The following is a 25,228-nucleotide window of genomic DNA, read 5'->3' as shown; positions in this document are numbered from 1 at the left end:
ATCATCATGATACTAAATAAAATAAAAACAACTGCTATCTGTGCTTCATTGTTTGCAGCAGTTAGTTGTACAAGCGATTTCAACGATATTAATACAAATCCAACGGGGTTTACTAACCAGCAGCTTACTCAAGATTTTAATGATATTAGATCTCCTTTTACGAGTATGTTCACAGGGATTTTTAATACATTACATTGGAAATACCAGTTGCAGCAAAACTTAAGTGCTGATATCTGGTCAGGTTATATGGCAACACCAACTCCATTTAAAGGGTTGTCAGGAGATAACTCTAATTATAACCTTGTGGATGGTTGGAATACTTACATATGGGATTTACCTTATGTTGATGTAATGGCAAATTCACTTAAAGTGGAGCAAAGAACTAAAGATTTACAGAAATTCCCTGAGTTTTATGCTGTTTCTTTAATCTTAAAAGTTGAAACAGTAAATAGGTTAACTGATGTTTTCGGACCAGTAGTATATTCTAAATTTGGAAGTACAGAACTTACTGTTCCTTACGATTCACAACAAGACGTATACACTAAAATGTTTGCTGAATTAGATTCTGCTGTTGATGCATTAACTTCAAGTGTAAACGCTGGTAACAAATCGCTTTTTGCACCTATAGATATGACTGCTTACGGCGGTGATTACAAACAATGGGTTAAATATGCTAATTCATTACGTTTGCGTTTAGCAATGAGAATTGTTAAAGTTAATCCAACATTAGCTAAAACTCAAGCTGAAAAAGCAGTTAATCATCCTTTTGGAGTTTTGACTACAAATGCAGATATCGCTAAAGTTATTATTCCTAATTACATTGATCCAATTTTAACTATTACTAATGCATGGGGTGATATTAGAATGTCAGCAGATATGGAGTCTATCATGGGTGGATATAATGATCCAAGACTTTCTAACTATTTTAATGAATCAGCTGATTTCCCTGGGCAATACAGAGGTATACGTACAGGTATCAATATAGTTGCTAAATCTGATCGTACTGGTATGTCTGAAATTGGTGCTGTTGTTGGATCAAGTGAAAAAGTGTTGATGACTACAGCTGAGGTTTATTTCTTGAGAGCTGAAGGAGCATTAAGAGGTTGGAATATGGGTGGTACTGCTCAAAATTTATATGAAACAGGTATAACAACTTCATTTGCGCAACACGGTTCTCCAGGAGCTGCTGCTTACATAGCTGATAACGTAAAAATGGCTAAAGACTTTGTTGATGTTAAAGACGCAACTAATAATGCAACAGCAGTAAATAATGTAACGGTTGCTTGGAGTGAAGCTTTAGGTAATGAAGTTAAATTACAAAAAATTATTACTCAAAAATGGATTGCTAACTTCCCAGAAGGCCAGGAAGCTTGGTCTGAGTATAGAAGAACTGGATATCCTAAATTATTCAGAATAGTTTATAATACAAGTGGTGGAGCAATTACTACAGCTTCAGGAGTACGTAGAGTAAATTTCCCTCAATCTGAAAAAGCTGGAAATCCTGGCGGTGTTGCAACAGGAGTAGCAGCATTAGGAGGACCTGACAATGGAGGAACAAGACTTTGGTGGGATACTACAGGTCCTAATTTCTAAAAAAAAAAGACCTTAAGATTAAAAGAATTTAAGTTTGGTTAGTAATTGCAAATGGTATAAGTAATGAGAGTTACTTATACCATTTCAATAACCAAAATTGTACATACCAAAAAAAGAAAAAAAATGAAAAGTGCTTTAGAAATTAAACCTGACATCAGCTATAAAAGCGCCGGTAAATTTGAAGAAACTAGATTTGAGAAAATTCATAATGAAATCTTCAAAAGTTCAGCCGAAGCATCAGTAATTGTAGCACAGGAAATTGCTCAGTTAATCAGATCTAAACAAGAAAAAAATAAAACTTGCGTACTAGGTTTGGCAACAGGTTCTTCTCCAATAAAAGTATACGAGGAACTAGTGAGAATGCACAAGGAAGAAGGCCTAAGTTTTACCAATGTAATCACTTTCAATTTGGATGAATATTATCCTATGTCGAAAGAAAACAATCAGAGCTATCACTATTTCATGCATCAGCATCTTTTTAATCATATTGACATTAAACCTGAAAATGTTAATATTCCAGATGGTACCGTTGCTATTGATGAATTGAATCAATACTGCATCGACTACGAAATGAATATTAAGCAAGCCGGCGGACTTGATTTTCAGTTATTAGGAATTGGGCGTACAGGTCACGTTGGTTTCAACGAACCAGGTTCTCACATCAATTCTGGAACTAGAATCATTACCTTAGACCATATCACAAGAGTCGATGCTTCTTCTGATTTTAATGGTATTGATAATGTTCCAAAACGCGCTATTACAATGGGAGTTTCAACCATTATGCGATCTAAAAGAATCGTTTTGATGGCTTGGGGACAAAACAAAGCTGATATTATTAAAAGAACCATTCAAGGCGATATCAGTTCTGAGGTTCCTGCAACATTTTTACAAAATCATCCTAATGCGACTTTCGTTTTAGACCAGTCAGCAGCTTCTGAATTGACAAGATTCAAAACGCCTTGGCTTGTTGGAGAATGCATTTGGACTCAAGAATTAAAAAGCAAAGCGATTGTTTGGTTATGCCAAAAAACAAAACAATCTATTTTAAAATTGACTGACCGTGATTACAACAATAACGGAATGTCTGATCTTTTGGCACAAGAAGGTTCTGCTTACGATTTGAACATTAATATGTTCAATATCTTACAGCATACAATTACAGGATGGCCAGGCGGAAAGCCAAATACAGACGATTCACATCGTCCAGAAAGAGCCAATCCTGCAAAAAAACGAGTTATCCTTTTCAGTCCGCATCCAGATGATGACGTGATTTCGATGGGGGGAACTTTTTCAAAATTGATAAAACAAGGTCATGATGTGCATGTTGTATATCAAACCTCCGGAAATATTGCTGTTACAGATGACGAAGCATTGAAATTTGCCGAAGTCTGCAACGATTTTGCGGGAGAAAATCTTCCAAAAGACATAAACTTCAAATCGGTTATCAAGTTTTTAAACAACAAATCTGAAAATCAGATTGATTCTTTGGAAGTTCGAAAACTAAAAGGATTAATTAGAAGAAGGGAGTCTTATGCTGCAACAAGATACATCGGACTTAAGGATGAAAATACACACTTTTTAGATCTTCCGTTTTACGAAACAGGACAGGTAAAAAAGAATCCGCTTGGCCAGGAAGATATCGAAATTGTAAAAAATATTATTGCCAAAATAAAACCACATCAAGTCTTTGCAGCCGGAGATCTTGCAGATCCGCACGGAACGCATGAGGTTTGTTTGAATGCGATTTTTGCAGCCTTGAAAGAACTTAAGCCTGAAAAATACATGGATGACTGCTGGTTATGGTTGTACAGAGGTGCATGGCAAGAATGGGATATTAATGAAATTGACATGGCTGTACCGCTTTCTCCTTCAGAAGTATTATTGAAACGCCACGCAATTTTGTATCACCAGTCTCAAAAAGACCGAGTTATGTTCCAAGGAAATGACTCCAGAGAATTCTGGGTTAGAGCCGAAGACCGAAACAAAAACACTGCAATTCTTTACGATGAATTAGGTTTGGCAGAGTATGAAGCAATCGAAGCTTTTAAGCGTTTTGATTACTAAAATAAAATTTAAGATTCATCTCTAGAGCGAATCAAATTACAAAATTCAGATTGGTTTCATAGCGATTAGTGTGGTTCAAAAGCAACCATTCTGAGTTTTGTTTCTTTTATCATTTATTAATGTTTCTGCAAGGAAACATCATTTCAAAAAAATTAAAATGAAGTATTTATTAGTCCTACTATTTGCAGGTTTGACATCTAATGCTCAAATTCAAAAGGAGCAGCTAAATCTTATGCCTTGGCCTCAGAGTATTGTTTTAAATGATGGGAATTTTGCTTTGACTAAAAGTTTTAAAGTAAACATTACCGGAAATCCGAATCCAAGAATTTTTGGCGGAGTAACTCGTTTTTTGCGTCGCTTAGATGGCAGGACTGGTCTATTTTTTCAGCAAGGTTTTATTACAAAATTAAATGAAGTTCCAAATGCAGAATTGCAGATAAACTGTACTAAAAGCGGAAAAATTGGTCTATATGAAGATGAAAGCTATCATTTAGATGTAAAACAAAATAAGATTACAATAAACGCAACAAGTGATTTAGGAGCGCTTCATGGTCTTGAAACTTTATTGCAGTTATTGCAGAACAATAATTCGTCATTTTATTTTCCGAATTCGCAAATTTCAGATTTTCCAAGATTTACTTGGAGAGGATTAATGATTGATGCTTCAAGACATTTTCAGCCAATTGATGTCATCAAAAGAAATATCGACGGACTGGCAGCAATGAAAATGAATGTTTTTCACTGGCATTTGGTTGATGATCAAGGCTGGAGAATCGAAATGAAAAAACATCCAAAACTAATTGAAGTAGCTTCAGATGGATTGTATTACACACAAGAGGAAATTAAAAATATCGTAAAATATGCTGATGAGCGCGGTATTTTGATCGTTCCAGAAATAGATGTTCCGGGTCACGGATCTGCGATTTTGACGGCTTATCCAGAAATTGGAAGCAAAGTGATTACGCTGACAGGTGGAACTTCTGAAAAAAATATTCAGGGAACCGCAATTGCGACCTATGGAATTGAAAGAAATGCTGGGATTTTTTCGCCAACATTAGATCCTTCAAATCCTAAAACGTACCAAATTTTAAGCGAACTTTTTGATGAGGTTTGCCCGTTATTTCCGGGAGCGTATTTTCATATCGGGGGAGATGAAAACGAAGGGAAAGACTGGGATGCAAATCCGAAGATTCAAGAGTTTAAAAAGAAGCATAATTTAAAAACAAACCACGAATTACAAACGTATTTTACCATGCAATTGGCTCCAATGCTTAAAAAACATGGCAAACAATTGATGGGGTGGGAAGAAATTATGACTAAAGATCTTTCAAAAGATGCCATTGTGCATTCTTGGAGAGGTGCAAACGAAGGAATGGCGGCAGGACAATCATTAGTTGATGCAGTAAAAAAAGGTTATAAAACTGTTTTGTCAAACGGCTTTTACATCGATTTGATGTATCCGGTTGAAACGCATTATTTGAATGATCCAATGCCAAAAGGCGCTGAATTAACCGCGGAAGAAAAAGCGAGAATTCTTGGTGGCGAAGCGACCATGTGGACAGAGCTTGCATCTCCAACAACTATAGATTCAAGAGTTTGGCCAAGAACGGCGGCAATTGCAGAAAGGCTTTGGTCGGCAGAAGATGTTAAAGATGTGGCAAATATGCGAAAACGTCTTGATGTGGTTTCGTTTAGATTAGAAGAACTTGGTTTGACGCATATTCGCAATAAAGCGGTGATCTTAAGAAATATTTCAAACAATCAAGATATCAGCGCTTTAAATGAATTTTCAAATGTTTGTGAACCATTAAAAGGATACACGCGCAACAAAGGCGGAACGGAATATCAAATGTACTCGCCATTGACGCTTTTTGCAGACGCATGTACAGCAGACGCAAAAGATGCGCTGACTTTTAACGACGCAGTGACACAATATGTTGCAAACAAAACGCCTGAAAACAAAGCAAAAGTGCAGTCGTTTTTAACAAAATGGATTACAGTTCATAAAGGATTAAATGAATTAAGTGCAAATGCGCCATTAGTGCAGCCATTTCTTCCTTTGGCAAAAAAATTAAGCGATGCTTCAGAACAAGTTTTGTTGGTTTTGGATAACAAATCGACTTTGAAATCGGAAGAGTTGAAAAAATTGATTGAAGATTGCAATACAAAAGATTACGCAGATGTCGAGCTGGCGGTTTATGCAGGCTTGAAGAAATTAATATAAAAATTAGGTTTGAATTAGTATTGTTTATTTTGTTGCCCTTATTAGCAGTAATTTAATTTATCTCTGCTGGAAATTTTCGGCAGAGATAATTATGACAAAATAAAGCGCTGATTCCATCAAAAATAAATAGAAATAGAATATTGGGATGGTTAAAATTGAGTTTGGTTATTTATTTTTTAATCTAAGATTTTATTTCAAATGATGATCAAATTTGAGTGATTTGTTATTTGGTTTTCTCTCAAAGGAGCGCATCATAAAACCTGGTAAATCTCTATTACCAGGTTTTTTTATGTCTGAAATGTAAAGTAGCCTCATAGTATGTCATTGCGAGGAACGAAGCAATCGCACTTGCTGAATCAATTGTTAGTGAGATTGCTTCGTTCCTCGCAATGACATTGCAGTTAAAAAGAAATTAGTACTTTTGATTTTTAGAATTATTGCCTAAAAACTCCATGAAAAAATTATTCACTATTATAATCACATTTTTAATTTTTGCTTCTTCCTTCAGTCAAAACAAATTTGGAAACCCAGAAGTTGATCCGCTTCAAATACAAAAAAACTTTACTGAGTGGTCTGTTTATCAAAGCAAAAAAATAATGCTTTCTAGAGATTTTACGGCACTAGATTGTTCTTCTAAAGAAATTTCAAAAAAGACTTTTTTTGATCAATTGGCGAACGGCAATTTCATCCCAATTCGTTTAAAATCGGAAACTAATGAATATGTTTATAAACTATTCAAAATTCTGCCAAAAACAGATACAAGTATCAAAGCAACTATTAATCAAATTGGTTTTGATGCCTTGAAAAACTATGAAATGGAAGGGAAGCCTTTTCCGGAATTCTCCTTTAAAGATTTAGATGGAAGAATAATTTCGAATGAATCAATGAAAGGCAAAATCATCGTGATAAAATGCTGGTACATTCATTGTGCTGCGTGTATCAAAGAATTTCCGCTAGTCAATGCATTGGTTTTAAAATACAAAGATCGACAAGATATTGCTTTTGTAAGCCTTGCCGAAGACACACCAGAACAGTTGCAAGTTTTTTTAGCAAGAAAACCGCTTTCGTATTCAGTTATTCCGAATATGAAAACTTACATGAACGAAAAGCTTGATTTGAATGCTTTTCCGACTCATTTTATTCTAGATAAAGAAGGGATAATCAAAAAAGTAGTTTCTAATTATGAAAGCCTTGAGGTTGCTTTGGAGAAGGAGAGTAAGTTGTAGGTTTTGATTAATCACGCAAAGTAATCTCATTTTTGTCATTTCGACGAAGGAGAAATCTTCGCAAGTAGCTCGACAAAGATTGGCGACAATAGGAGCGGAGTTTCTTGCGGAGATTTGCTTCGCCTATTCGCTTTCGCTCGGGTCTCCTTCGTCGAAATGACAAGATTGTGTATGATTGTCAACGTAAAAACAAAACTTAGCGCCTTTGCGACTCCGCAAGAAATATTCGTTCGAATAAAAAACCTTAGTCCCTTTGCACCTTTGCAACTCTGAACCTTTTTCACTACTTTTGCACCAAATTAATTAAAAAGACATTCATGTTAACAGTCAATAATTTATCAGTTCAATTTGGCAAACGAATTTTGTTTGACGAAGTAAATACAACTTTCACTCACGGAAATATTTACGGCGTTATTGGGGCCAATGGTGCTGGAAAATCAACTTTCTTAAAAGTTATTTCGGGTGATATCGACCCAACTTCTGGACATATCCATTTAGAACCAGGAAAGCGTATGTCGGTTTTGAACCAGAACCACAACATGTTCGATGAGCATACTGTTTTGGAAACGGTTTTAATGGGAAATAAAGTTTTGTACGCTGTTAAAAAAGAAATGGATGAACTTTATTTGGACTACAACGATAAAAACGCTGATAGAATAGGGGAGCTTCAAGTTCAATTCGAAGAAATGAACGGATGGAACGCTGATTCTGATGCTGCAGCAATGTTGTCTAACTTAGGAATCTCAGAAGCAGACCATTATACGTTGATGGGCGACATGGAAGGAAAAATGAAAGTTCGTGTGCTTTTGGCGCAGGCGCTTTTCGGGAATCCTGATTTGCTTATTATGGATGAGCCTACCAACGATTTGGATTTCGAGACAATCGCTTGGTTAGAGAATTTCTTGGCAAACTATGAAAATACTGTAATCGTAGTATCTCACGACCGTCACTTTTTAGATGCGGTTTGTACACATATTTCTGATATTGATTTCGGGAAAATCAATCACTATTCAGGAAACTATACTTTCTGGTACGAGTCTAGCCAATTAGCGGCAAAACAACGTGCACAGCAAAACAAAAAAGCAGAAGAGAAGAAACAAGAGCTTGAAGAATTTATTCGTCGTTTTAGTGCAAACGTGGCGAAATCGAAACAAGCAACTTCTCGTAAAAAAATGATTTCGAAATTGAATATTGCCGAAATCAAACCTTCAAGCCGTCGTTATCCTGCGATTATTTTTGATCAGGATCGTGAAGCTGGAGATCAGATTTTGAACGTTGAAAACTTATCAGCTTCTGTTGAGGGTGAAGTTTTATTTAAAGATGTTGATTTGAATATGGCAAAAGGCGATAAAATCGTTCTTTTCTCTAAAGATTCACGTGCAACAACAGCTTTCTACGAAATCTTAAACGGAAATCAAAAAGCGGATTCGGGAACTTTTGATTGGGGAATTACAACAAACCAAGCGTATCTTCCTGCTGAAAATCATGCGTTTTTCGAAAATGATTTGACTTTAGTAGATTGGCTTCGTCAATACGCAAAAACTGAAGAAGAGCGTGACGAGGTATTTATTAGAGGTTTCCTTGGAAAAATGATTTTCTCAGGAGAAGAAGCTCTTAAAACGTCTAGAGTTTTGTCTGGAGGAGAAAAAGTGCGTTGTATGTTGTCTAGAATGATGATGGAGCGCGCTAATATCTTGATGCTTGACGAACCAACAAACCACTTAGATTTGGAGTCGATTACAGCTTTCAACAACTCATTGAAAAACTTTAAAGGTTCTGTAATCTTCACAACGCATGACCACGAGTTCGCGCAAACTGTTGGTAACCGAATTGTAGAATTGACACCAAACGGCGTTATCGATCGTTACATGACATTTGATGAATATCTTGATGATGAAAAAATTCAGGAACAAAGAAAAAAGATGTACAATCTTTAAATTTTTAAATTCCAATTTTAAAAATTCCAAATTCCAATTTTTGAACAAGGAAACTTTGATAAAAGATAAATCATAAAGTTGATTTGTGCATTTTTGTCATTTCGACGAAGGAGACTCGAGCGATAGCGAATAGGCGAAGCAAATCTTCGCAAGAAGCTCGATGAAGATTGGACTTTATTCTATATTGATAAAAAAAAATCCCAAACACCAAGTTTTAAATTGGAATTTGGGATTTTTTTTATTGTTTATTTTACTACTATTTACTGCCGAATATTTTAGCGAAAATGAATATTATTATCGCAACTATAAAAATTACAATAAATATCCCGAATCCCATTCCGGCTTTAAAAATGTCTCCAATAACTTCGCAGCTTGTAAATGAAAACAGTATTACAAATACCATTAACAATCTTAGTATTTTATTTTGCATGATTCTGAGTTTTTAAATTTCATAAATAAAATTACTCTAAGAATCAGGGAAATGTGTTATAGAATTTTTGAGAAATGTTTTAGGATTTTGAGATAAATCTAATTTCGACGAAATTAAAAAAAGAGTCAGTAACTCGATCTATATTTTAAGGCCGGATTCATAGAGATTTACAATTTTATTCCACGTTTCAAAAGTTTCTTGGTATTTATCCATAAATTCTATTGATGTTTTTGGTTAAACTTGACCTCTTCTTGGAGGTTCGGGTTTCCAGGGCGGTACTATAACTCTTTTTTGAAAATTTATATAGTTTTTTTTTGAATGAAGCTCCACTTTAACAAGGTATTCTTGAGGTCCTAAATCGATAGTGTCTATTTTCATTTCAAAGTCTCCGTTTAAAGCTTTTTCTTTCGAAGTTAATATAATTTCAGTATTGTCCTTGTTGTCTTTCTCTATACTAAATTGTGCACTTGTGTCTATGTCAAATGTTGAAATGTCTATAGAGTTACTCCAATTGTTAATTATAATTTGATTTGCTCCTTCAAAATCATTTAAAACATTATCTGTCATGAAGTTTTTGCCATCGATGACAATTTTGGTTGGAGTCCAAACGCCTTCTAAGTTTATTTGTTTAGAGTTCCATACAATAAAATATATACCAAAACAGATAAAAATACATATGATGATAAATTTGATAATTTTTGGTTTCTGTTTGGTGTTTGGCTGATCTAATGGAATTGATCTGCGAATAGATTTCTTTTTAGGCACTATTTGAGTAAATAAGGTTAAGAATTTTCTTTAGCTAAAATATGATATTTAGTTAAGAATGATTTTGTGAAATAGGATTTATTTCAATAAAAATATTTCCCTACTCAACACCCCAACAAATAAATTCTGATTTCGTATATTTGCCCAACCAAACATTACAATTACTTATGAGCCAAAAAGTATTACTTAATTCAAAAGAAGTTACTATCATACTCCATCGTTTGGCTTGTCAGTTAATCGAAAAACATCTTGATTTTTCAGAAACAATTTTAATTGGAATTCAGCCGAGAGGTGTTTTTTTGGCAGAGCGTTTAAAACAAATTTTAGAAAGCGAGTATAATACGCCCGAAATCTCTTTGGGTTGCTTGGATATTACTTTTTTTAGAGATGATTTCCGAAGAACCGATAAACCGCTTGAAGCAAATAAAACCCAAATCAATTTTATAGTCGAAAATAAAAAAGTCATTTTTATCGATGACGTTTTGTTTACCGGAAGAAGCATTCGTTCGGCGCTAACTGCCATTCAATCTTTTGGAAGACCTTCAGAAATTGAATTATTGGTTTTAATTGACAGACGTTTCAGCCGACATTTACCAATTCAGCCCGATTACCGTGGCCGTCAGGTAGATGCAATCAACGGCGAAAAAGTGATTGTAAGCTGGAAAGAAAATGATGGTGAAGATGTGGTTCACTTAGTGACGAATTAGTTTAATCGGTTAACCGGTTAATTGTTTAATCGGAAGAAAAACGATTAAACGATTAAACAAATAAACGATTAAACAGTAAAAAAACAATTAAACAATAAAAAATGAAAGAATTAAGCGTAAATCATTTATTAGGAATAAAATATATCAACGAGAATGATATTAACCTGATTTTTGAAACGGCAGATCATTTTAAAGAAGTCATTAATCGACCAATTAAAAAAGTTCCTTCATTACGAGATATTACCATTGCCAATATTTTCTTCGAAAACAGTACCAGAACCAAACTCTCTTTTGAATTAGCGCAGAAACGTTTATCTGCTGATGTGATCAGTTTTTCTGCAGCGCAATCATCGGTTAAAAAAGGAGAAACGCTGATTGATACTGTAAACAATATCCTTTCGATGAAAGTGGATATGGTTGTAATGCGCCACTCTAATCCCGGAGCGGCTTATTTTTTATCTAAAAACGTCAAAGCCAGCATCGTAAACGCCGGAGATGGAGCGCACGAACATCCAACTCAAGCTCTATTGGACAGTTATTCGATCAGAGAAAAATTGGGTGATGTAGCTGGAAAAAAAGTAGTTATTGTAGGCGATATTTTGCACTCACGTGTAGCGCTTTCAAATATATATGCTTTGCAGATGCAAGGCGCAGAAGTTAAAGTGTGCGGACCAAAAACATTGATTCCGAGATATATTGAATCGCTTGGAGTTACGGTTGAGCCGAATTTAAGAAAAGCTTTAGAATGGTGCGACGTTGCCAATATGCTTCGGGTACAAAACGAACGTATGGATGTGAACTTTTTCCCATCAACGCGTGAGTACGCACAACAATATGGAGTGGACAAACTGCTTTTGGATTCGCTAGGAAAAGAAATCATAATCATGCACCCAGGACCAATCAATAGAGGAGTAGAGATAACTTCTGAAGTGGCTGATTCGGATCATTCAGTGATTTTGAATCAGGTGGAGAATGGTGTTGCGATTAGAATGGCAGTTATTTATTTGCTGGCTTCTAAGATACAGTAGTTTCAAGTTTCAAGTTTTGGAACGTGAATATCGAGTTGTCACACTGAGCGAAGTCGAAGTGCTTTTTAAAACAAAATGTACTTTGCAAACGTGGGCTTCTCCCGATGCTTCGGGATCGCTCAGCCTGACAAACATGAAACGTAAAACCTGAAACAACACTAAAAAAAAACTTCGTAACTTAGCTCATAGAAAAATATTAGCGCATAAATTATATAATGAAAGTAGATCAAAAAGGACATACCGTTACCATTAAGGATACTCAAGGAGATGTTAATTCGTTCTTGGAAAAAGTGACGCAACAAATTAAGACTTTTGAAAAACATAATATTATAATCGATCTTTCATCTGATACAGCTCTGACTGAAGATGATTTGAAGCTTTTTTTACCGCTTTCAAAACAACAGAAAAAAGCCAAAAAATCATTTGTAATTGTGGCTTCAGATCTTGATTTTAATGCGATTTCAGATAAATTGGTTGTGGTTCCTTCTCTTTTAGAAGCGCACGATATTATCGAAATGGAAGAAATTGAAAGAGACCTCGGTTTTTAAAAATTAGGTTTAATTGTTTATTCGTTTAACTGTTTAATCGTTTTGATTTGATTTTAGCCGATTAAACGATTTGCCGATTAAACAAATAAACAAATTGAAACTAACGATACTTGGCTGTTATGCCGCAACTCCTAGAACAATTACTAATCCGACTTCGCAGGTTTTAGAAATCAAAAACAGATTGTTTTTAATTGACTGCGGCGAAGGAACTCAGGTACAGCTTCGGAAGAATAAAATAAAATTTTCTAAAATCAACCACATTTTTATTTCGCATCTTCATGGCGATCATTTGTTTGGATTGATTGGAACAATTTCGACTTTTTCGCTTTTAGGAAGAACTACCGATTTACATATTTACGGGCCAAAAGGAATCAAAGAACTTATTCTGCTTCAATTAAAACTGACAGAATCTTGGACAACTTATAATTTGTTTTTCCATGAACTGGAGTCGAAGGAAAGTGAAGTTATTTTTGAAGATAAACGGGTTATTGTAAAAACGATTCCGCTGAAACATCGCGTTTACACAAATGGTTATCTTTTTGAAGAAAAACCAGATGAACGAAAATTGAATGTTGAAGCGGTTCAGAAATACGATATTCACGTTGCTTATTATCAGAAAATAAAAAACGGAAGTGATATTACCCTTGATAACGGAACCGTAATTGAGAACGAAAAACTATCTTTTGATCCGGCGCCAACAATGAAATATGCTTTTTGTTCAGACACGGTTTATCACGAAGCTATTATTCCGATAATAAAAGATCTTGATGTTTTGTACCACGAATCTACTTTTTTAGAATCGGAAGCTCCTTTGGCGCAAAAAACATTGCATTCAACGGCAAAAGAAGCAGCACGAATTGCATTAAAAGCAAATGTAAAACAATTGATTTTGGGGCATTATTCAACAAGATATGACGGGATTGAACGTTTTAAAGAAGAAGCTCAAGAAGTGTTCCCGAATGTACTTTTAGGCGATGATGGGGTTTCTTTTAGTTTTTAAAGGGGCTAAGAGGCTAAGGTTCTGAGATGCTAAGGTTTATCACCCTGAGCGATCCCCAAGCCTCGGGAGAAGGGCTTTTGTAGTACGAGGGGGCTTCGACTTCGCTCAGCCTGACAAACCTAGAACATGAAACCTGAAACAAAAAATCTAAAATCTAAAATCAACAATCTAAAATAATAAATCATGAACGATTTAAGCAATTATAGAAAATCCTACGAAAAAAGTGAATTACTGGAAACTAATATTCCGGAAGATCCGATTAATCTTTTTAATAGATGGTTTCATGAAGTAGAGGATTTTGGTGGAAGCGGTGAAGTAAATGCGATGACCGTTTCGACCATTGGTTTAGACGGTTTTCCAAAATCCAGAGTGGTTTTGCTGAAGAAATTCTCTGAAGAAGGTTTTATATTTTACACCAATTACCAGTCTGAAAAAGGAAAAGCAATTGAAGCGAATCCAAATATTTGTTTGTCGTTTTTTTGGGAGGAAATGGAACGCCAAGTAATTATAAAAGGAATTGCACAAAAAACATCTGAAATTATCTCAGATAACTATTTTGATTCAAGACCAGACGGAAGCAAGCTAGGCGCAATTGTTTCGCACCAAAGCGAGGTGATTCCGTCAAGAACTTTTTTGGAAGAAAATTTAAAAAAACTAGAAGCCGAATTTGAAGGAAAAGCGATTCCAAGACCGGAAAATTGGGGTGGTTATTTAGTGACTCCTTTACAAGTAGAATTTTGGCAAGGAAGACCTAACCGCCTGCATGACAGAATTCGATATACAAGTCAATCTGATTTTTCATGGAAGATTGAGCGATTATCTTCGTAGTTGTAAGAAAAATACATTTCAAAATAAAATTATATGTAGTTCGTCGATTAATTTTGTAGTTTAACGATAATTTGAATAGGTTTGGCTTAAGAAAACAAAAACAAATTTATTCAAATATAAAGATTTAAAGGATTTGCCCCAACATTTACTTTAAGCATTAAACTACTGTATGATTATGAAGAAGATAATGCGCATCATGACGTTCATTGCAATACTTTTTGCAATGAACGCATGTTCTGCTGACACTGCAGAGGGAACTGAAACAAACAGTGCTTCAAATGAGATTCTGATTACGAACTACACGTATAATGATTCAGAATTAGGAACCATGAAATTGATTAACGATTACCGCGTTAGTATTGGTCTAAATACTTTAGAGCCAATTAATCATATTTCAGCCAAATGTGAAGAACACAACAAATATATGATCGAAAATAATGTTGTTGATCATAATGATTTTGTAGCCCGTTCTGAAAATCTTGAAAAAGTCCTTGGTGCAAAAAAAGTAGGCGAGAATGTCGCATACAATTATAAAACTTCTGAAGCCGTTGTTAAAGCATGGCTTGACAGCCCGGGACATAAAGAAAACATTGAAGGAAATTTTACTCATTTCGGAATTTCGGTAACTGTTGACGCCGCTACAGGTAAAAAATATTACACTAATATATTTGTCAAAATATAAATTAACTAAAAAAAAATCTGGTTGGTTTTTTAGCGATCGTTGCAGTTTTTTAGCTGTAGCGATTTTTTTTTTATATAAAAAAGCTGCCTGAGTTAGGCAGCTTTTTATCCAAAAACATAAACTAAAATAACTAAAGTGCTGTAATAATAAATTCGCTTCGTCTGTTCATTTGATGTTCTGCTTCAGTACACGGAACTCCGTCTGAACATTTGTTGACAAGCTGTGTTTCGCCATATCCTTTTCCGGTTAAACGATCGGCTTTGATGCCATTTTTAATCAACCACTGAATAGTCGATTTTGCTCTACGGTCAGACAAGGCTTCATTATATTGATGCGTTGCACGACTGTCTGTGTGCGAACGTATATCGAGTTTCATTGCTGGATAATCGTTTAATACGGCAAGTATTTTTTCTAAATCCAATGCAGCTTCAGGTCTGATGTTTGATTTATCCAAATCGAAATAAATCATTTTGATGCCAAAGCATTTTCCTAAATCATCGCCAACAGTTACACGACACATACGTTTGTTTAAAGCAATCGGCAAGTCGGTTTTGCCGCTTACTTTGTCAATTGTTACGCTGACTTCTTTGGTTTCATAATCCAATTTTTCAGCACGAACATTGTATGTTTTTTTACACTCAACTGGCAATTTATAGAATCCTTTGTCATCTGCAGTTGTGGTACTTTTAGCAACTTGACCTTCGTACAATGTGACTTTTGCTCCCGGCAGGATTTCGTTTGTTTCGGCATCTGTTACAATACCACTCAACTCTTGGATGCATTTTAATCGCCTTGTTTCTAAGAATTTATAAATATCGTCTGAGCCTTCACCGCCGTCTTTATTGGAACTAAAATACCCCAATCGACTGACCGGATCGATGAAGTAGGCAAAGTCATCTTTTGGTGAATTCACATCGGCGCCCAAATTCTGAATATTGCTTACAGTGCCGTCGTCGTCAAGATCTCCAACAAAGACATCTAATCCGCCGAGTCCGGGATGACCATCAGAGGCAAAATAAATTTCATTGTCATCGGTTACAAACGGGAAAGTTTCTTTTCCTTCTGTATTAATGCTTTTTCCGAGATTTACAGGAGTTCCATAACTTCCGTCGCTATTGATGCTGACTTTATAAATGTCTGATTGTCCTACTGTTCCCGGCATATCGGATGCGAAATACAACGTTTTTCCATCGGGACTTAATGCTGGATGCGCGGTACTGTAATTATCACTTGTAAAAGGAAGCGCCGTAATATTTGTCCATTGCCCTTTGCTGTCAAGTGCGGCTTTGTATAATTTTACCAAAGTAACTTTTTCGGCATCTTTTCCTTTTTTTCCGTCAACAAAATTATTTCTGGTAAAATAAGCCGTTTTTCCATCTTTTGTAAAAACAGGTGTCGCTTCGTTGAATTTGCTGTTTAAAGCATTTTTAAATTTATTGACTTTGCCTGGGCTGTAGGTTGCAGGATCAATATCGGCATTATAAATATTAGTAAAATACTCTCCAGTCCATTTGTGTTTTCTCTGAGAAAAATTCCCTGTATCTCTCGCCGAAGCAAAATATAATTTGTTGTTGTAGACAAAAGATCCATAATCAGAATATTTACTGTTGATTCCCGCATTTTCGATTTTGTATCGGCCTGAATTTGCTTTGATCTGATCGAGATAGTTTACGTCTTCTTTATAAAGTTTTGCTCTGTTGTCGTTTTTGTTTTTTGCATCAAATTCATCTAGAATTTTATTTGCTTTGGCAGTTTCTCCAATCGATTTTAGCGACTGAGCGTATCTGTAATAATATTCAGGTTCTATGCTTGAATTCATTGCAAATAGCTCGCCATACCATTTAGCAGCTCCGTCAAAATCTGAATTAAAGTAATAGGAATTACCAAGCTTCTTGAACATTTCTTCAGACTTATATCCTTTATCTGCTACCTTTTCATACGTTTTTATTGCATCAACATAAGCGTAATTATTGTATTTTTTGTCCCCAGAAGTTACTTTTGACTGCTGTGAATAACTGTCCAATGAAAAAACGCTTACAAATGTTAGGCAAAGGAAAATATAATTTTTCATAGTACTTATTTTTAGAAGAAACGAGGAGTTGTTATTTTACCATTTTTAGTAAAGAATTCATAACGCAGGAAGATCTCATGTGATCCTGAATTATAATTGTTCAGTTGTGTGGTTTCATGATCATAACCATAACCTAAATAAAGACCATCTGTGATTTGAAAACCAACCATAGCACTCAATGAAGCACTCCATCTATAAGCAACACCAGCAACAAATTTGTCAAAGAACATGAAGTTTGCAGAAAGATCTACTTGCAACGGCGCACCTGTGACCATTTTTGTAAGTACTGCTGGTTTGAATTTAATGTATTGGTATTTGTCAAGATCAAATACATAACCAGCCATTAAATAATAATTGATTTTGTCTTTGAAAATGGCGATATCGTTGGCATCATATCGATTTGTTTCAATGAAATTTGGAATTGAAAAACCAACATATGCTTTATCTGAGTGCCAATAAACTCCGGCTCCTACATTTGGCGAAAATTTATTGTTCAAGTCCTGAAATTGCGGGTCACCTGCTGTTTCGGGATTCAGTTTGTTTACATCCAAATTGAAGATATTGGCTGTTCCTTTGATACCAAATGAAAGTTTGAAATTTGCCGAAGTCTGTACAGTGTACGAAACATCAACAGAAATATTGTTTTCATTTGTTGGGCCAATTTTATCATTTACAAGAGAACCTCCAATTCCGAGATTGCTGTTGTTGATTGGTGTATTTATTGAGAAACTGCTTGTTTCAGGCGCACCATCCATACCAACCCATTGTGTACGGTACAAACCGAAAATACTCAAGGCTCCACGAGAACCTGCATAGGCAGGATTTATGTTTATAGTGTTGTACATGTATTGCGTATATTGAGCATCTTGCTGCGCGTGACCTGCAATAGTTACAAACAGAATGACGAAGTAAAATAATTTTGTTCTCATAGTAGATATTTATTATTTCAATTTTCCTATTGAATTATTAATGAAATCCCCTAAAAAAATCCACGATATTATTCTTTCTATTCCCGGATTTTTAATATGCTCTGCTGTATCAGGCTGCTATAGTATTTATAGCAGCCCTTTGCAGTCTGGGTTTATTTTGAAAGATATAGGTATCCGTCTTTTTTGTTATACTGAATTACATTATTTCCGTCTAAAGATTTGTAAGTAACTATGTAGAAATAAGTTCCTGTCGGCAATCCTTCAGATTTATTAACAGTAGTTCTTCCTCTCGAAGTTCCATCAAATGCATTCGTTGTATTGTTATAGTCTGTGGTTTCAAAGACTAATATTCCCCAACGATTATAGATCTCGACTGTATTGCCTGGATAACAGGTCAAGTCGTCTATACCATCAATAACAAATAAATCATTTATACCGTCTCCGTTCGGAGAGAAAGCATTGTGCACCACTATGTTTTGGCATGGCAACACTTTACAGTCGTCATTGATTTCCATGCTAAGTACTATACTTCGAGGGCAAACCTGATCGGCAATTTTGTATTCAAATACATAAGTGCCAAGTGCTAGTCCAAATGCATTTAAAACACTTCCCTGCAATGCTCTCGTGTTGTTTGTATCAACCCAAGTACCGTTTCTTGGAGTTTCTGCAGGAAGCAGTGAAAGCAAGTCAATTAAAGTTGAATCATCATTACAAGCACTACTTGACAGATTTGTAACTCCATTTGGAATGACAGTTATAGTTATAGTTCCGGTATCACAGTTATTTGGATTTAGTTTTTCACAAATTTGATACGTAAAAGTATAAGTGCCAGGAACTGTTGCGCTTCCTACGGTTAAATTACCAGCAGTATCTACTGTTATATTTGGATCTGATTTTACACCAGTATTCTGCGGTACTAAACTGAAGTTTACTAGCTGCAATGTCACTGGAAGACCATTTAATAGATCATTACTTAGTAAATTTCCAACCACTCCAAATCGATTACAACCTATGTTAGTGTAGCTGTCATCATTTGCAATTATAGGAGAAGATGAAACTGTCACTGTAACAATCGCTGTATCACAGTTGCCAAAATCAGCTATTTCACAAATTTGATACGTCAAAGTGTATGTACCAGCGGGAGTATTTGGCGCTACAGTAATTGTTCCGTCAGGATTTAATGTCAAGACTCCTTTTGGATCAGGCGTTACTGTAGTCAAAGTAACATCGCTTGGGTTAACCGGTGAACCATTTAAAGTATCATTAGTATAAACATTGATTACGTTTGTTCCTCCAGTTGTGCCGTTTATTGGCCCAGCAACATCATCATTAGCAACAATTGCAAATGTTGGTCTTGCGATGCAATAAGGATCAGCCGGCGGATAATTTACAACAATCGTTTCACTTGGATTAACAGAGATTGTAACAGTAGCTGTTGGACGAAGATTTTCAAATCCGTCTGGAGCCTGAATCCATTTGTTGTCTTTGAAAACCCAACCTGGCCAGTCAATACCGTTTCCAGCTTGATCTACTACAGCTCCTGGCCATAATACTCTTCCGCTAAGCGGTAAGTTGGTCATTGTAGTAATTACATTATTGTTGCTGTCAGCCCATGTAATCGTTACACCATTTACAGGAGTAAAGTTTTCAGGAGTTGCTGAATAATCAAGATACGGAACATCGTTCACACAAATTGATGTTGCAGTAACTTTCATAACTGGAGCTTCAATTGTAATTGTTACAGTAGCTGTGTCACAATTTGAAGTTTGATCGGCTTCACAAATTTGATATACCATTGTCAATGTGCCTACCGGAGCATTTGGCAAAATGTCTAATGTTCCATCAGGATTCAATTGCAAGAATTCATTTGGTGTTACCGTTGTTATCACTACACCCGAAGCTGTTACAGGAACACCTTCAATTGTATCATTTGTCAATACATTCAATACATTTGTTGTAGTATGATTAACCCCTGGGAATGGTCCTCCGTTGTCATCATTTGCAACAATATCTTGGTAATCTTTACAATTTACACCAAAGTCAACATCTAAGTGAACCAAATCTTCTGGTGTAACATTTACGATATAACCATCAGCGCTGGTAGTAGTACAAACGGTGTGCATTTGTATTTTTCCGGTTTTAGATGTTATTTTTTTAGCTGTTTTAGCTGTTGCAGATGGAAGTACTTTTACTAATCCTGTAGCTCCTAAAGCAGCACCAACTGCATCTAAATTAGCATCTCTAACCAATTTCACTTTATATTCGCCATACGGATTTGCGATATCTGGTCTGTTTCTCCAGTATCCTTGGATTCCGATAATAACATCATCATGATAGCCATTCGGACCATCAACGAAAATATTTGAGCTTTTATCATTTCCAAATCCGCCAGCATTTAACTCACCAGCATTTTGAGGTCCAACATAGCTACCGTCTCCGTTAAAGTCAATCCATTCCCACATGCTGTAGTCGATAGCGCCATTGCTGTCTGGAATATTTTGAGTTACAACGCCATCATTATTAGCATCATACCATTCATCTTGAATTCCGTTGCTGTTGACATCATACCAAACATAATCTCCTAAAACAGGAAGGTTTGATTTTCCGTACAAGAAATTATGAACTTGGAATTTACAATCTTCAAGTGTAGTAAAGAACAAACTTGAATTTAAAGGATATAGTTGATAAGCGCTATTCAAATTAGCATCTTGAACCTGAACTAAATAGCTTCCGGCTGGTATGCCTGCAAAGCTGTATTCACCATTCGCATTCGTAATTCTTATTAAAGTAGAACCCGGAGTTGAACCTTGAGGTATTAAAGTCACTGGCACATTTGCAATTGGAGTATTTGTGTCAGAATTAATAACTTGTCCAGATACTTTAACTTTATAAGTAGGCTGTGTAATTGTTACAGTTGCTGTCGCAGTACATGTTTGACCCTCGCCATTTACTGGAGCAGTAGCTGTAAGCGTATAAGTTCCGGCAGGAAGATTAGTATTTCCAACCACTTCGTTATTTGCGTTTGTAATCACAACAGTTGCGCCTGGACTGCTTGTCACGGCAATCGAACCATCAGTTCCATCAAGACAGCTTACATTTGTCGCAACTCCAGATACAGAAACTTTATTGTCAACAGTAAAGGTTTGTACCAATTCTGTTTTGTTTCCTGCACAGTCTGTTAATGTATACGTTCTTGTCAAGATGTAGGCATTTCCATCGCAACCATTTGCTCCGTTATTTGCATCACTAACGGTAATTTTTACATTGCCACCGCAGTTGTCTTTTGCATCTGTAATATCAGCTGGGCTTCCGGCAGGAATATCCGCTGCATTTTGTAAGCCAGCTACATCTGCAGGAGCAGTTCCTGTTGGTGGCGTAGTATCGCGAACTGTTATAACTTGAGTAAATGAAGCTGTATTTCCTGAGCAATCGCTAGTTGTCCATTTACGAGTCAAAGTATATTCAGTTCCACATTCGTTTTTGCTATCGGTTTTAGTTTCTGCTAAAACAATTGGCAAATCACCACCACAATTATCAGTCGCTTGAACATTTGCTGGTTCTGGAACCGCGTCGCATGAAACTGTAATGTCGCTTGGAAGTTCACCGCTAAAGACAGGAGCAGTAGTATCCTGAATAGTAATCACCTGAGTGAATGTATCAGAAGTATTACCACAATTATCTTTTACTGTCCAAGTATTGGTATACGTTCCAGCGTTTGAACATCCTTCAGAAGCTACAAATTTTCCGCTTACTTTTTCGATGTTTTTAAGATCAGTATCGCATAAATCTGATGCTACAGGGAATAACGCTTGCGCCGATGTTAACGCTTCTTGGTCACTGCATTCGATAGTTTTGTTTAAAGAAGCAGCTAGAGTAGTCCAAGTTGGAGCTTTAGTATCTTGAATTGTAATTACTTGAGTAAAAGGCTCAGAAGTGTTTCCGCAAGCATCTTTCACTGTCCAAGTATTGGTATATGTTCCAGCATTTGAGCATCCTTCAGAAGCTACAAACTGTCCGCTCACTTTTACAATATCTTTTACATCGCTGTCGCATAAATCTGAAGCTACAGGGAATAAGGCTTGCGCAGATGTCAAAGCTTCTTGGTTGCTGCATTCGATAGTTTTGTTTAAAGAAGCAGTTTGTGTAGTCCAAGTTGGAGCTGTTGTATCTTGAATTGTAATTATTTGAGTGAAAGGTTGAGAAGTATTTCCGCAAGCATCTTTTACTGTCCAAGTATTAGTATATGTTCCAGCATTCGCACATCCTTCAGAAGCTACAAACTGTCCGCTAACTTTTACAATATCTTTAACATCAGTATCACAAGCATCAGTAGCCACTGGGAATAAGGCTTGCGCCGATGCCAAAGCTTGCTGATCGCTACATTCTACAGTTTTATTTAAAGAAGCAGTTTGTGTAGTCCAAGTTGGAGCAGTAACATCCTGTACAATAATTGTCTGGCTTACTGGAAGTGAAATATTTCCGCAAGCATCTTTGGCTGTCCAAGTTCTTGTTTTAGTGTATGATCCCGCACAATTGCCTGGTGTAACTGTATCTTCATAAGTTAATGAAGAAATAGTACCGTTTAAGTCGCTTGCAGTTGCTTGTGCAAATACAGGTTCTGCTGGGCAATTGATTGTTGAGGTTACAGGTAAAGGATCAATTACTGGCGGTACAGAATCTCCATCAATAATTTGGAACGATTCACTATGTGTACATCCTTTAGCATCTGTAATTATTACAGTATAATTTCCGGCACCAAGATTAGTTGCTGTTGCTGAAGTCTGAACCGGACTTGTATTCCAAGAATAAGTGTATGGTGAAGTTCCGCCAGAAGCAACAACAGTAGCTGATCCTGTAGCAGCGCCTCCACAACCCGGATTAATTTGTGATTTTGTCGCAGTTAAAGCAGCGTCTGGCTGGCCGATAGTTACACTACAAGTAGTTTTGTAACCTAATTTATCTGTAACTGTTACAGTATGATTTCCTGCGTTCAAAGCGATTGCTTGTGCAGTTGATTCTCCGTTGTCCCAAGCGTAGGTATAACTTCCGTTTCCGCCAACAGGTGTTACAGTTGCTTTACCGTTGCTGTCTCCAAAACATTTAGCAGGCTCATTCTGAACTACGCTACAAGATAAAACATCTGGTTGTGTGATGGTTACAGTACAAGTTGATGTACATCCTTTAGAATCAGTAACTGTCACAGTATGCAGACCAGCATTTAATTTGATCGCTTTTTGAGTTGTTTCTCCGCTATCCCAAGCATAAGTATAACCTCCGTTTCCTCCAGCTGGAGTTACAGTTGCTTCTCCGTTGCTCAATCCGTTTGAAGTTACAGGTTTATCTTGAACCACTGAACAGCTTAACGCTAATTGTGGCTGACCGATTGTTACATTACAAGTTGTTTTATAACCTAGTTTATCAGTTACAGTTACGGTGTGATTTCCTGCATTTAGACCAGTTGCCTGTGCAGTTGTTTCTCCGTTATCCCATAAGTAAGTATAGTTGCCATTTCCGCCAACAGCTACCACAGTTGCTTTACCGTTGCTATCGCCAAAACATTTAGCAGGTGCATCCTGAGTGATGCTGCATGATAACACATTTGGTTCAGTAATCGTAACAGTACAAGTTGTTTTGCAACCTTTTGAATCGGTTACAGTTACAGTATGCACACCAGCATTTAATTTTACAGCTTTTTGAGTAGTTTCGCCGCTATCCCAAGCGTAAATGAATCCGCCGTTTCCGCCAAGTGCTGTTACGGTTGCTTCACCGTCGCTTAGTCCGTTTGATGAAACAGGTTTGTTTTGTACCACTGAACAGCTCAATGCAGATTGTGGCTGATCAATAGTTACGTTGCAAGTCGTTTTATAACCTAAATTATCAGTAACAGTAACAGTATGGTTTCCTGCAGTAAGACTTGTTGCTTGAGCAGTTGTTTCGCCATTATCCCAAAGATAAGTGTAGCCAATGTTTCCGCCCACAGCAGTTACGGTTGCTTTACCGTTGTTGTCGCCGTAGCATTTAGCAGGCTCATTTTGTACAACACTGCAAGACAATGGATCTGGCTGTGTGATGGTAACTGTACAAGTTGTTTTACAACCTTTAGAATCGGTAACTGTTACAGTATGCACACCAGCATTTAATTTGGTCGCTTTTTGAGTTGTTTCGCCACTATCCCAAGAATAAGTAAAACCGCCGTTTCCTCCAGTTGGAGTTACAGTTGCTTCTCCGTTGCTCAACCCGTTTGATGTTACAGGTTTATTTTGAACTACTGAACAGCTTAAAACTAATGTAGGTTCAATAATTGTAATTTGTTCTGTATCTGAACAGCTATTTTGATCTGTAACCGTAACCATATAAGTTCCAGCAGTTAAATTTATTGCTGTTGCTGCAGTTTGTACCGGAACGGTATTCCAAGAATAAGAATAAGTTCCTGTTCCTCCAGTTGCCGAAGCTGTGGCAGAACCAGTTGCATTTCCTTTACAATCTACATCAGTTTTTGTATTGATTGAAGCTACTAAAGCCGCATTTGGCTGATTGATAGTAACCGAATTAGTTTGGCTTGAACAATTGTCAGTTACAGTCAAAGTATAAGTTCCAGAAGGAAGATTTGATACTGTTGCTGATGTTCCAACTTCAACATTAGAAGAATTTTTCCAAAAGTATTTTACCGTTCCAATTGCATTGCTTACCGTTCCAGCAGTTACGCTTCCTGTGCTTGCTCCATAACATGCTACATCAGTTTTTGATGAAGCACCAAGTGCTAAAGCTGCAGTCGGCTGTCCAATTGTAACTGAATTAGATTGGCTTGAACAATTGTCAGTTACAGTCAAAGTATAAGTTCCAGTAGGAAGATTCGATACTGTAGCTGTTGTCCCAACTTCAACATTAGATGAATTTTTCCAAGAATATTTTACAGTTCCAATTGCGTTGCTTACCGTTCCAGCAGTCACGCTTCCTGAACTTGCGCCATAACAAGCAGCATCAGTTTTAGATGAAGCGCCAAGTGCTAAAGCCGCAGTTGGCTGACCGATAGTAACTGAATTAGATTGGCTTGAACAATTGTCAGTTACAGTCAAAGTATAAGTTCCAGTAGGAAGATTTGATACTGTAGCTGATGTTCCAACTTCAACATTAGATGAATTTTTCCAAGAATATTTTACAGTTCCAATTGCGTTGCTTACCGTTCCAGCAGTCAC

At 36.4% G+C, this 25,228-nt stretch carries 16 protein-coding genes; 12 read left to right on the top strand and 4 right to left on the bottom strand.

Going from position 1 to position 25,228, the window contains the following annotated elements; genetic code table 11:
* Window positions 1-6 precede the first annotated feature (6 nt).
* The 6 genes from FND99_RS17370 (at window position 7) to FND99_RS20205 (ending at window position 9,490) form a co-directional block, all read left to right on the top strand.
* The gene (locus tag FND99_RS17370) at window positions 7-1,593 is read left to right on the top strand and encodes a RagB/SusD family nutrient uptake outer membrane protein (RefSeq protein WP_144339208.1); all 1,587 of its coding nucleotides are present in this window, start codon (window positions 7-9) and stop codon (window positions 1,591-1,593) included.
* Between the two features lie 123 nt (window positions 1,594-1,716).
* Entirely contained in the window at window positions 1,717-3,657 is a 1,941-nt protein-coding gene (gene nagB / locus FND99_RS17365; protein WP_144339207.1) for a glucosamine-6-phosphate deaminase, read from the top strand.
* A 157-nt stretch (window positions 3,658-3,814) separates the two neighbouring features.
* Window positions 3,815-5,881, top strand: a complete 2,067-nt coding sequence (locus FND99_RS17360; protein WP_144339206.1) for a beta-N-acetylhexosaminidase — start codon at window positions 3,815-3,817, stop codon at window positions 5,879-5,881.
* Between the two features lie 452 nt (window positions 5,882-6,333).
* On the top strand, window positions 6,334-7,107 hold the full coding sequence (locus FND99_RS17355) for a TlpA family protein disulfide reductase (RefSeq protein ID WP_144339205.1): 774 nt from the start codon (window positions 6,334-6,336) through the stop codon (window positions 7,105-7,107).
* A gap of 317 nt (window positions 7,108-7,424) precedes the next feature.
* Window positions 7,425-9,044: an ABC-F family ATP-binding cassette domain-containing protein gene (locus FND99_RS17350; protein ID WP_144339204.1), complete on the top strand. Its 1,620-nt coding sequence runs from the start codon at window positions 7,425-7,427 to the stop codon at window positions 9,042-9,044.
* Window positions 9,045-9,328: 284 nt separating this feature from the next.
* On the top strand, window positions 9,329-9,490 hold the full coding sequence (locus FND99_RS20205) for a hypothetical protein (RefSeq protein ID WP_162615573.1): 162 nt from the start codon (window positions 9,329-9,331) through the stop codon (window positions 9,488-9,490).
* Window positions 9,491-9,708: 218 nt separating this feature from the next.
* Here FND99_RS20205 and FND99_RS17345 read toward each other — a convergent pair whose 3' ends face one another.
* Window positions 9,709-10,239 (bottom strand): hypothetical protein, encoded by a 531-nt coding sequence (locus FND99_RS17345; protein WP_144339203.1) that lies wholly within the window; start codon window positions 10,237-10,239, stop codon window positions 9,709-9,711.
* Window positions 10,240-10,406: 167 nt separating this feature from the next.
* On the opposite strand from FND99_RS17345, the gene pyrR reads away from it, so the two are divergent.
* The 6 genes from pyrR (at window position 10,407) to FND99_RS17315 (ending at window position 15,032) form a co-directional block, all read left to right on the top strand.
* A complete protein-coding gene (gene pyrR, locus FND99_RS17340) occupies window positions 10,407-10,946 on the top strand; it encodes a bifunctional pyr operon transcriptional regulator/uracil phosphoribosyltransferase PyrR (RefSeq protein ID WP_144339202.1) in 540 nt (179 codons plus the stop codon).
* Between the two features lie 101 nt (window positions 10,947-11,047).
* Complete coding sequence (locus FND99_RS17335) at window positions 11,048-11,974, top strand: aspartate carbamoyltransferase catalytic subunit (protein ID WP_144339201.1); 927 nt, start codon at window positions 11,048-11,050, stop codon at window positions 11,972-11,974.
* Between the two features lie 215 nt (window positions 11,975-12,189).
* Window positions 12,190-12,522 carry a ribonuclease Z gene (locus tag FND99_RS17330; protein ID WP_144339200.1) on the top strand — a complete coding sequence of 111 codons (333 nt, stop codon included), beginning with the start codon at window positions 12,190-12,192 and terminating at the stop codon, window positions 12,520-12,522.
* Window positions 12,523-12,616: 94 nt separating this feature from the next.
* On the top strand, window positions 12,617-13,522 hold the full coding sequence (locus FND99_RS17325; protein ID WP_144339199.1) for a ribonuclease Z: 906 nt from the start codon (window positions 12,617-12,619) through the stop codon (window positions 13,520-13,522).
* 183 nt (window positions 13,523-13,705) lie between these two features.
* Window positions 13,706-14,350: a pyridoxamine 5'-phosphate oxidase gene (gene pdxH / locus FND99_RS17320; protein WP_144339198.1), complete on the top strand. Its 645-nt coding sequence runs from the start codon at window positions 13,706-13,708 to the stop codon at window positions 14,348-14,350.
* Window positions 14,351-14,525: 175 nt separating this feature from the next.
* Entirely contained in the window at window positions 14,526-15,032 is a 507-nt protein-coding gene (locus FND99_RS17315; protein WP_144339197.1) for a CAP domain-containing protein, read from the top strand.
* 130 nt (window positions 15,033-15,162) lie between these two features.
* Here the strand turns inward: FND99_RS17315 and FND99_RS17310 are convergent, their stop codons facing one another.
* The 3 genes from FND99_RS17310 to FND99_RS17300 all read right to left on the bottom strand — a co-directional run.
* Window positions 15,163-17,103, bottom strand: coding sequence for an OmpA family protein (locus FND99_RS17310; RefSeq protein ID WP_144339196.1), 1,941 nt, complete (start codon window positions 17,101-17,103; stop codon window positions 15,163-15,165).
* Between the two features lie 11 nt (window positions 17,104-17,114).
* Window positions 17,115-18,032 carry a PorP/SprF family type IX secretion system membrane protein gene (locus FND99_RS17305; protein ID WP_144339195.1) on the bottom strand — a complete coding sequence of 306 codons (918 nt, stop codon included), beginning with the start codon at window positions 18,030-18,032 and terminating at the stop codon, window positions 17,115-17,117.
* A gap of 152 nt (window positions 18,033-18,184) precedes the next feature.
* On the bottom strand, window positions 18,185-25,228 hold a 7,044-nt coding region (locus FND99_RS17300; protein WP_144339194.1), incomplete at its 5' end, for a T9SS type B sorting domain-containing protein.

The sequence above is a fragment of the Flavobacterium daemonense genome, assembly GCF_007341385.1.
In the GTDB taxonomy this organism is placed as follows: domain Bacteria; phylum Bacteroidota; class Bacteroidia; order Flavobacteriales; family Flavobacteriaceae; genus Flavobacterium; species Flavobacterium daemonense.
This window is presented reverse-complemented; position numbering and strand designations above follow the sequence as displayed.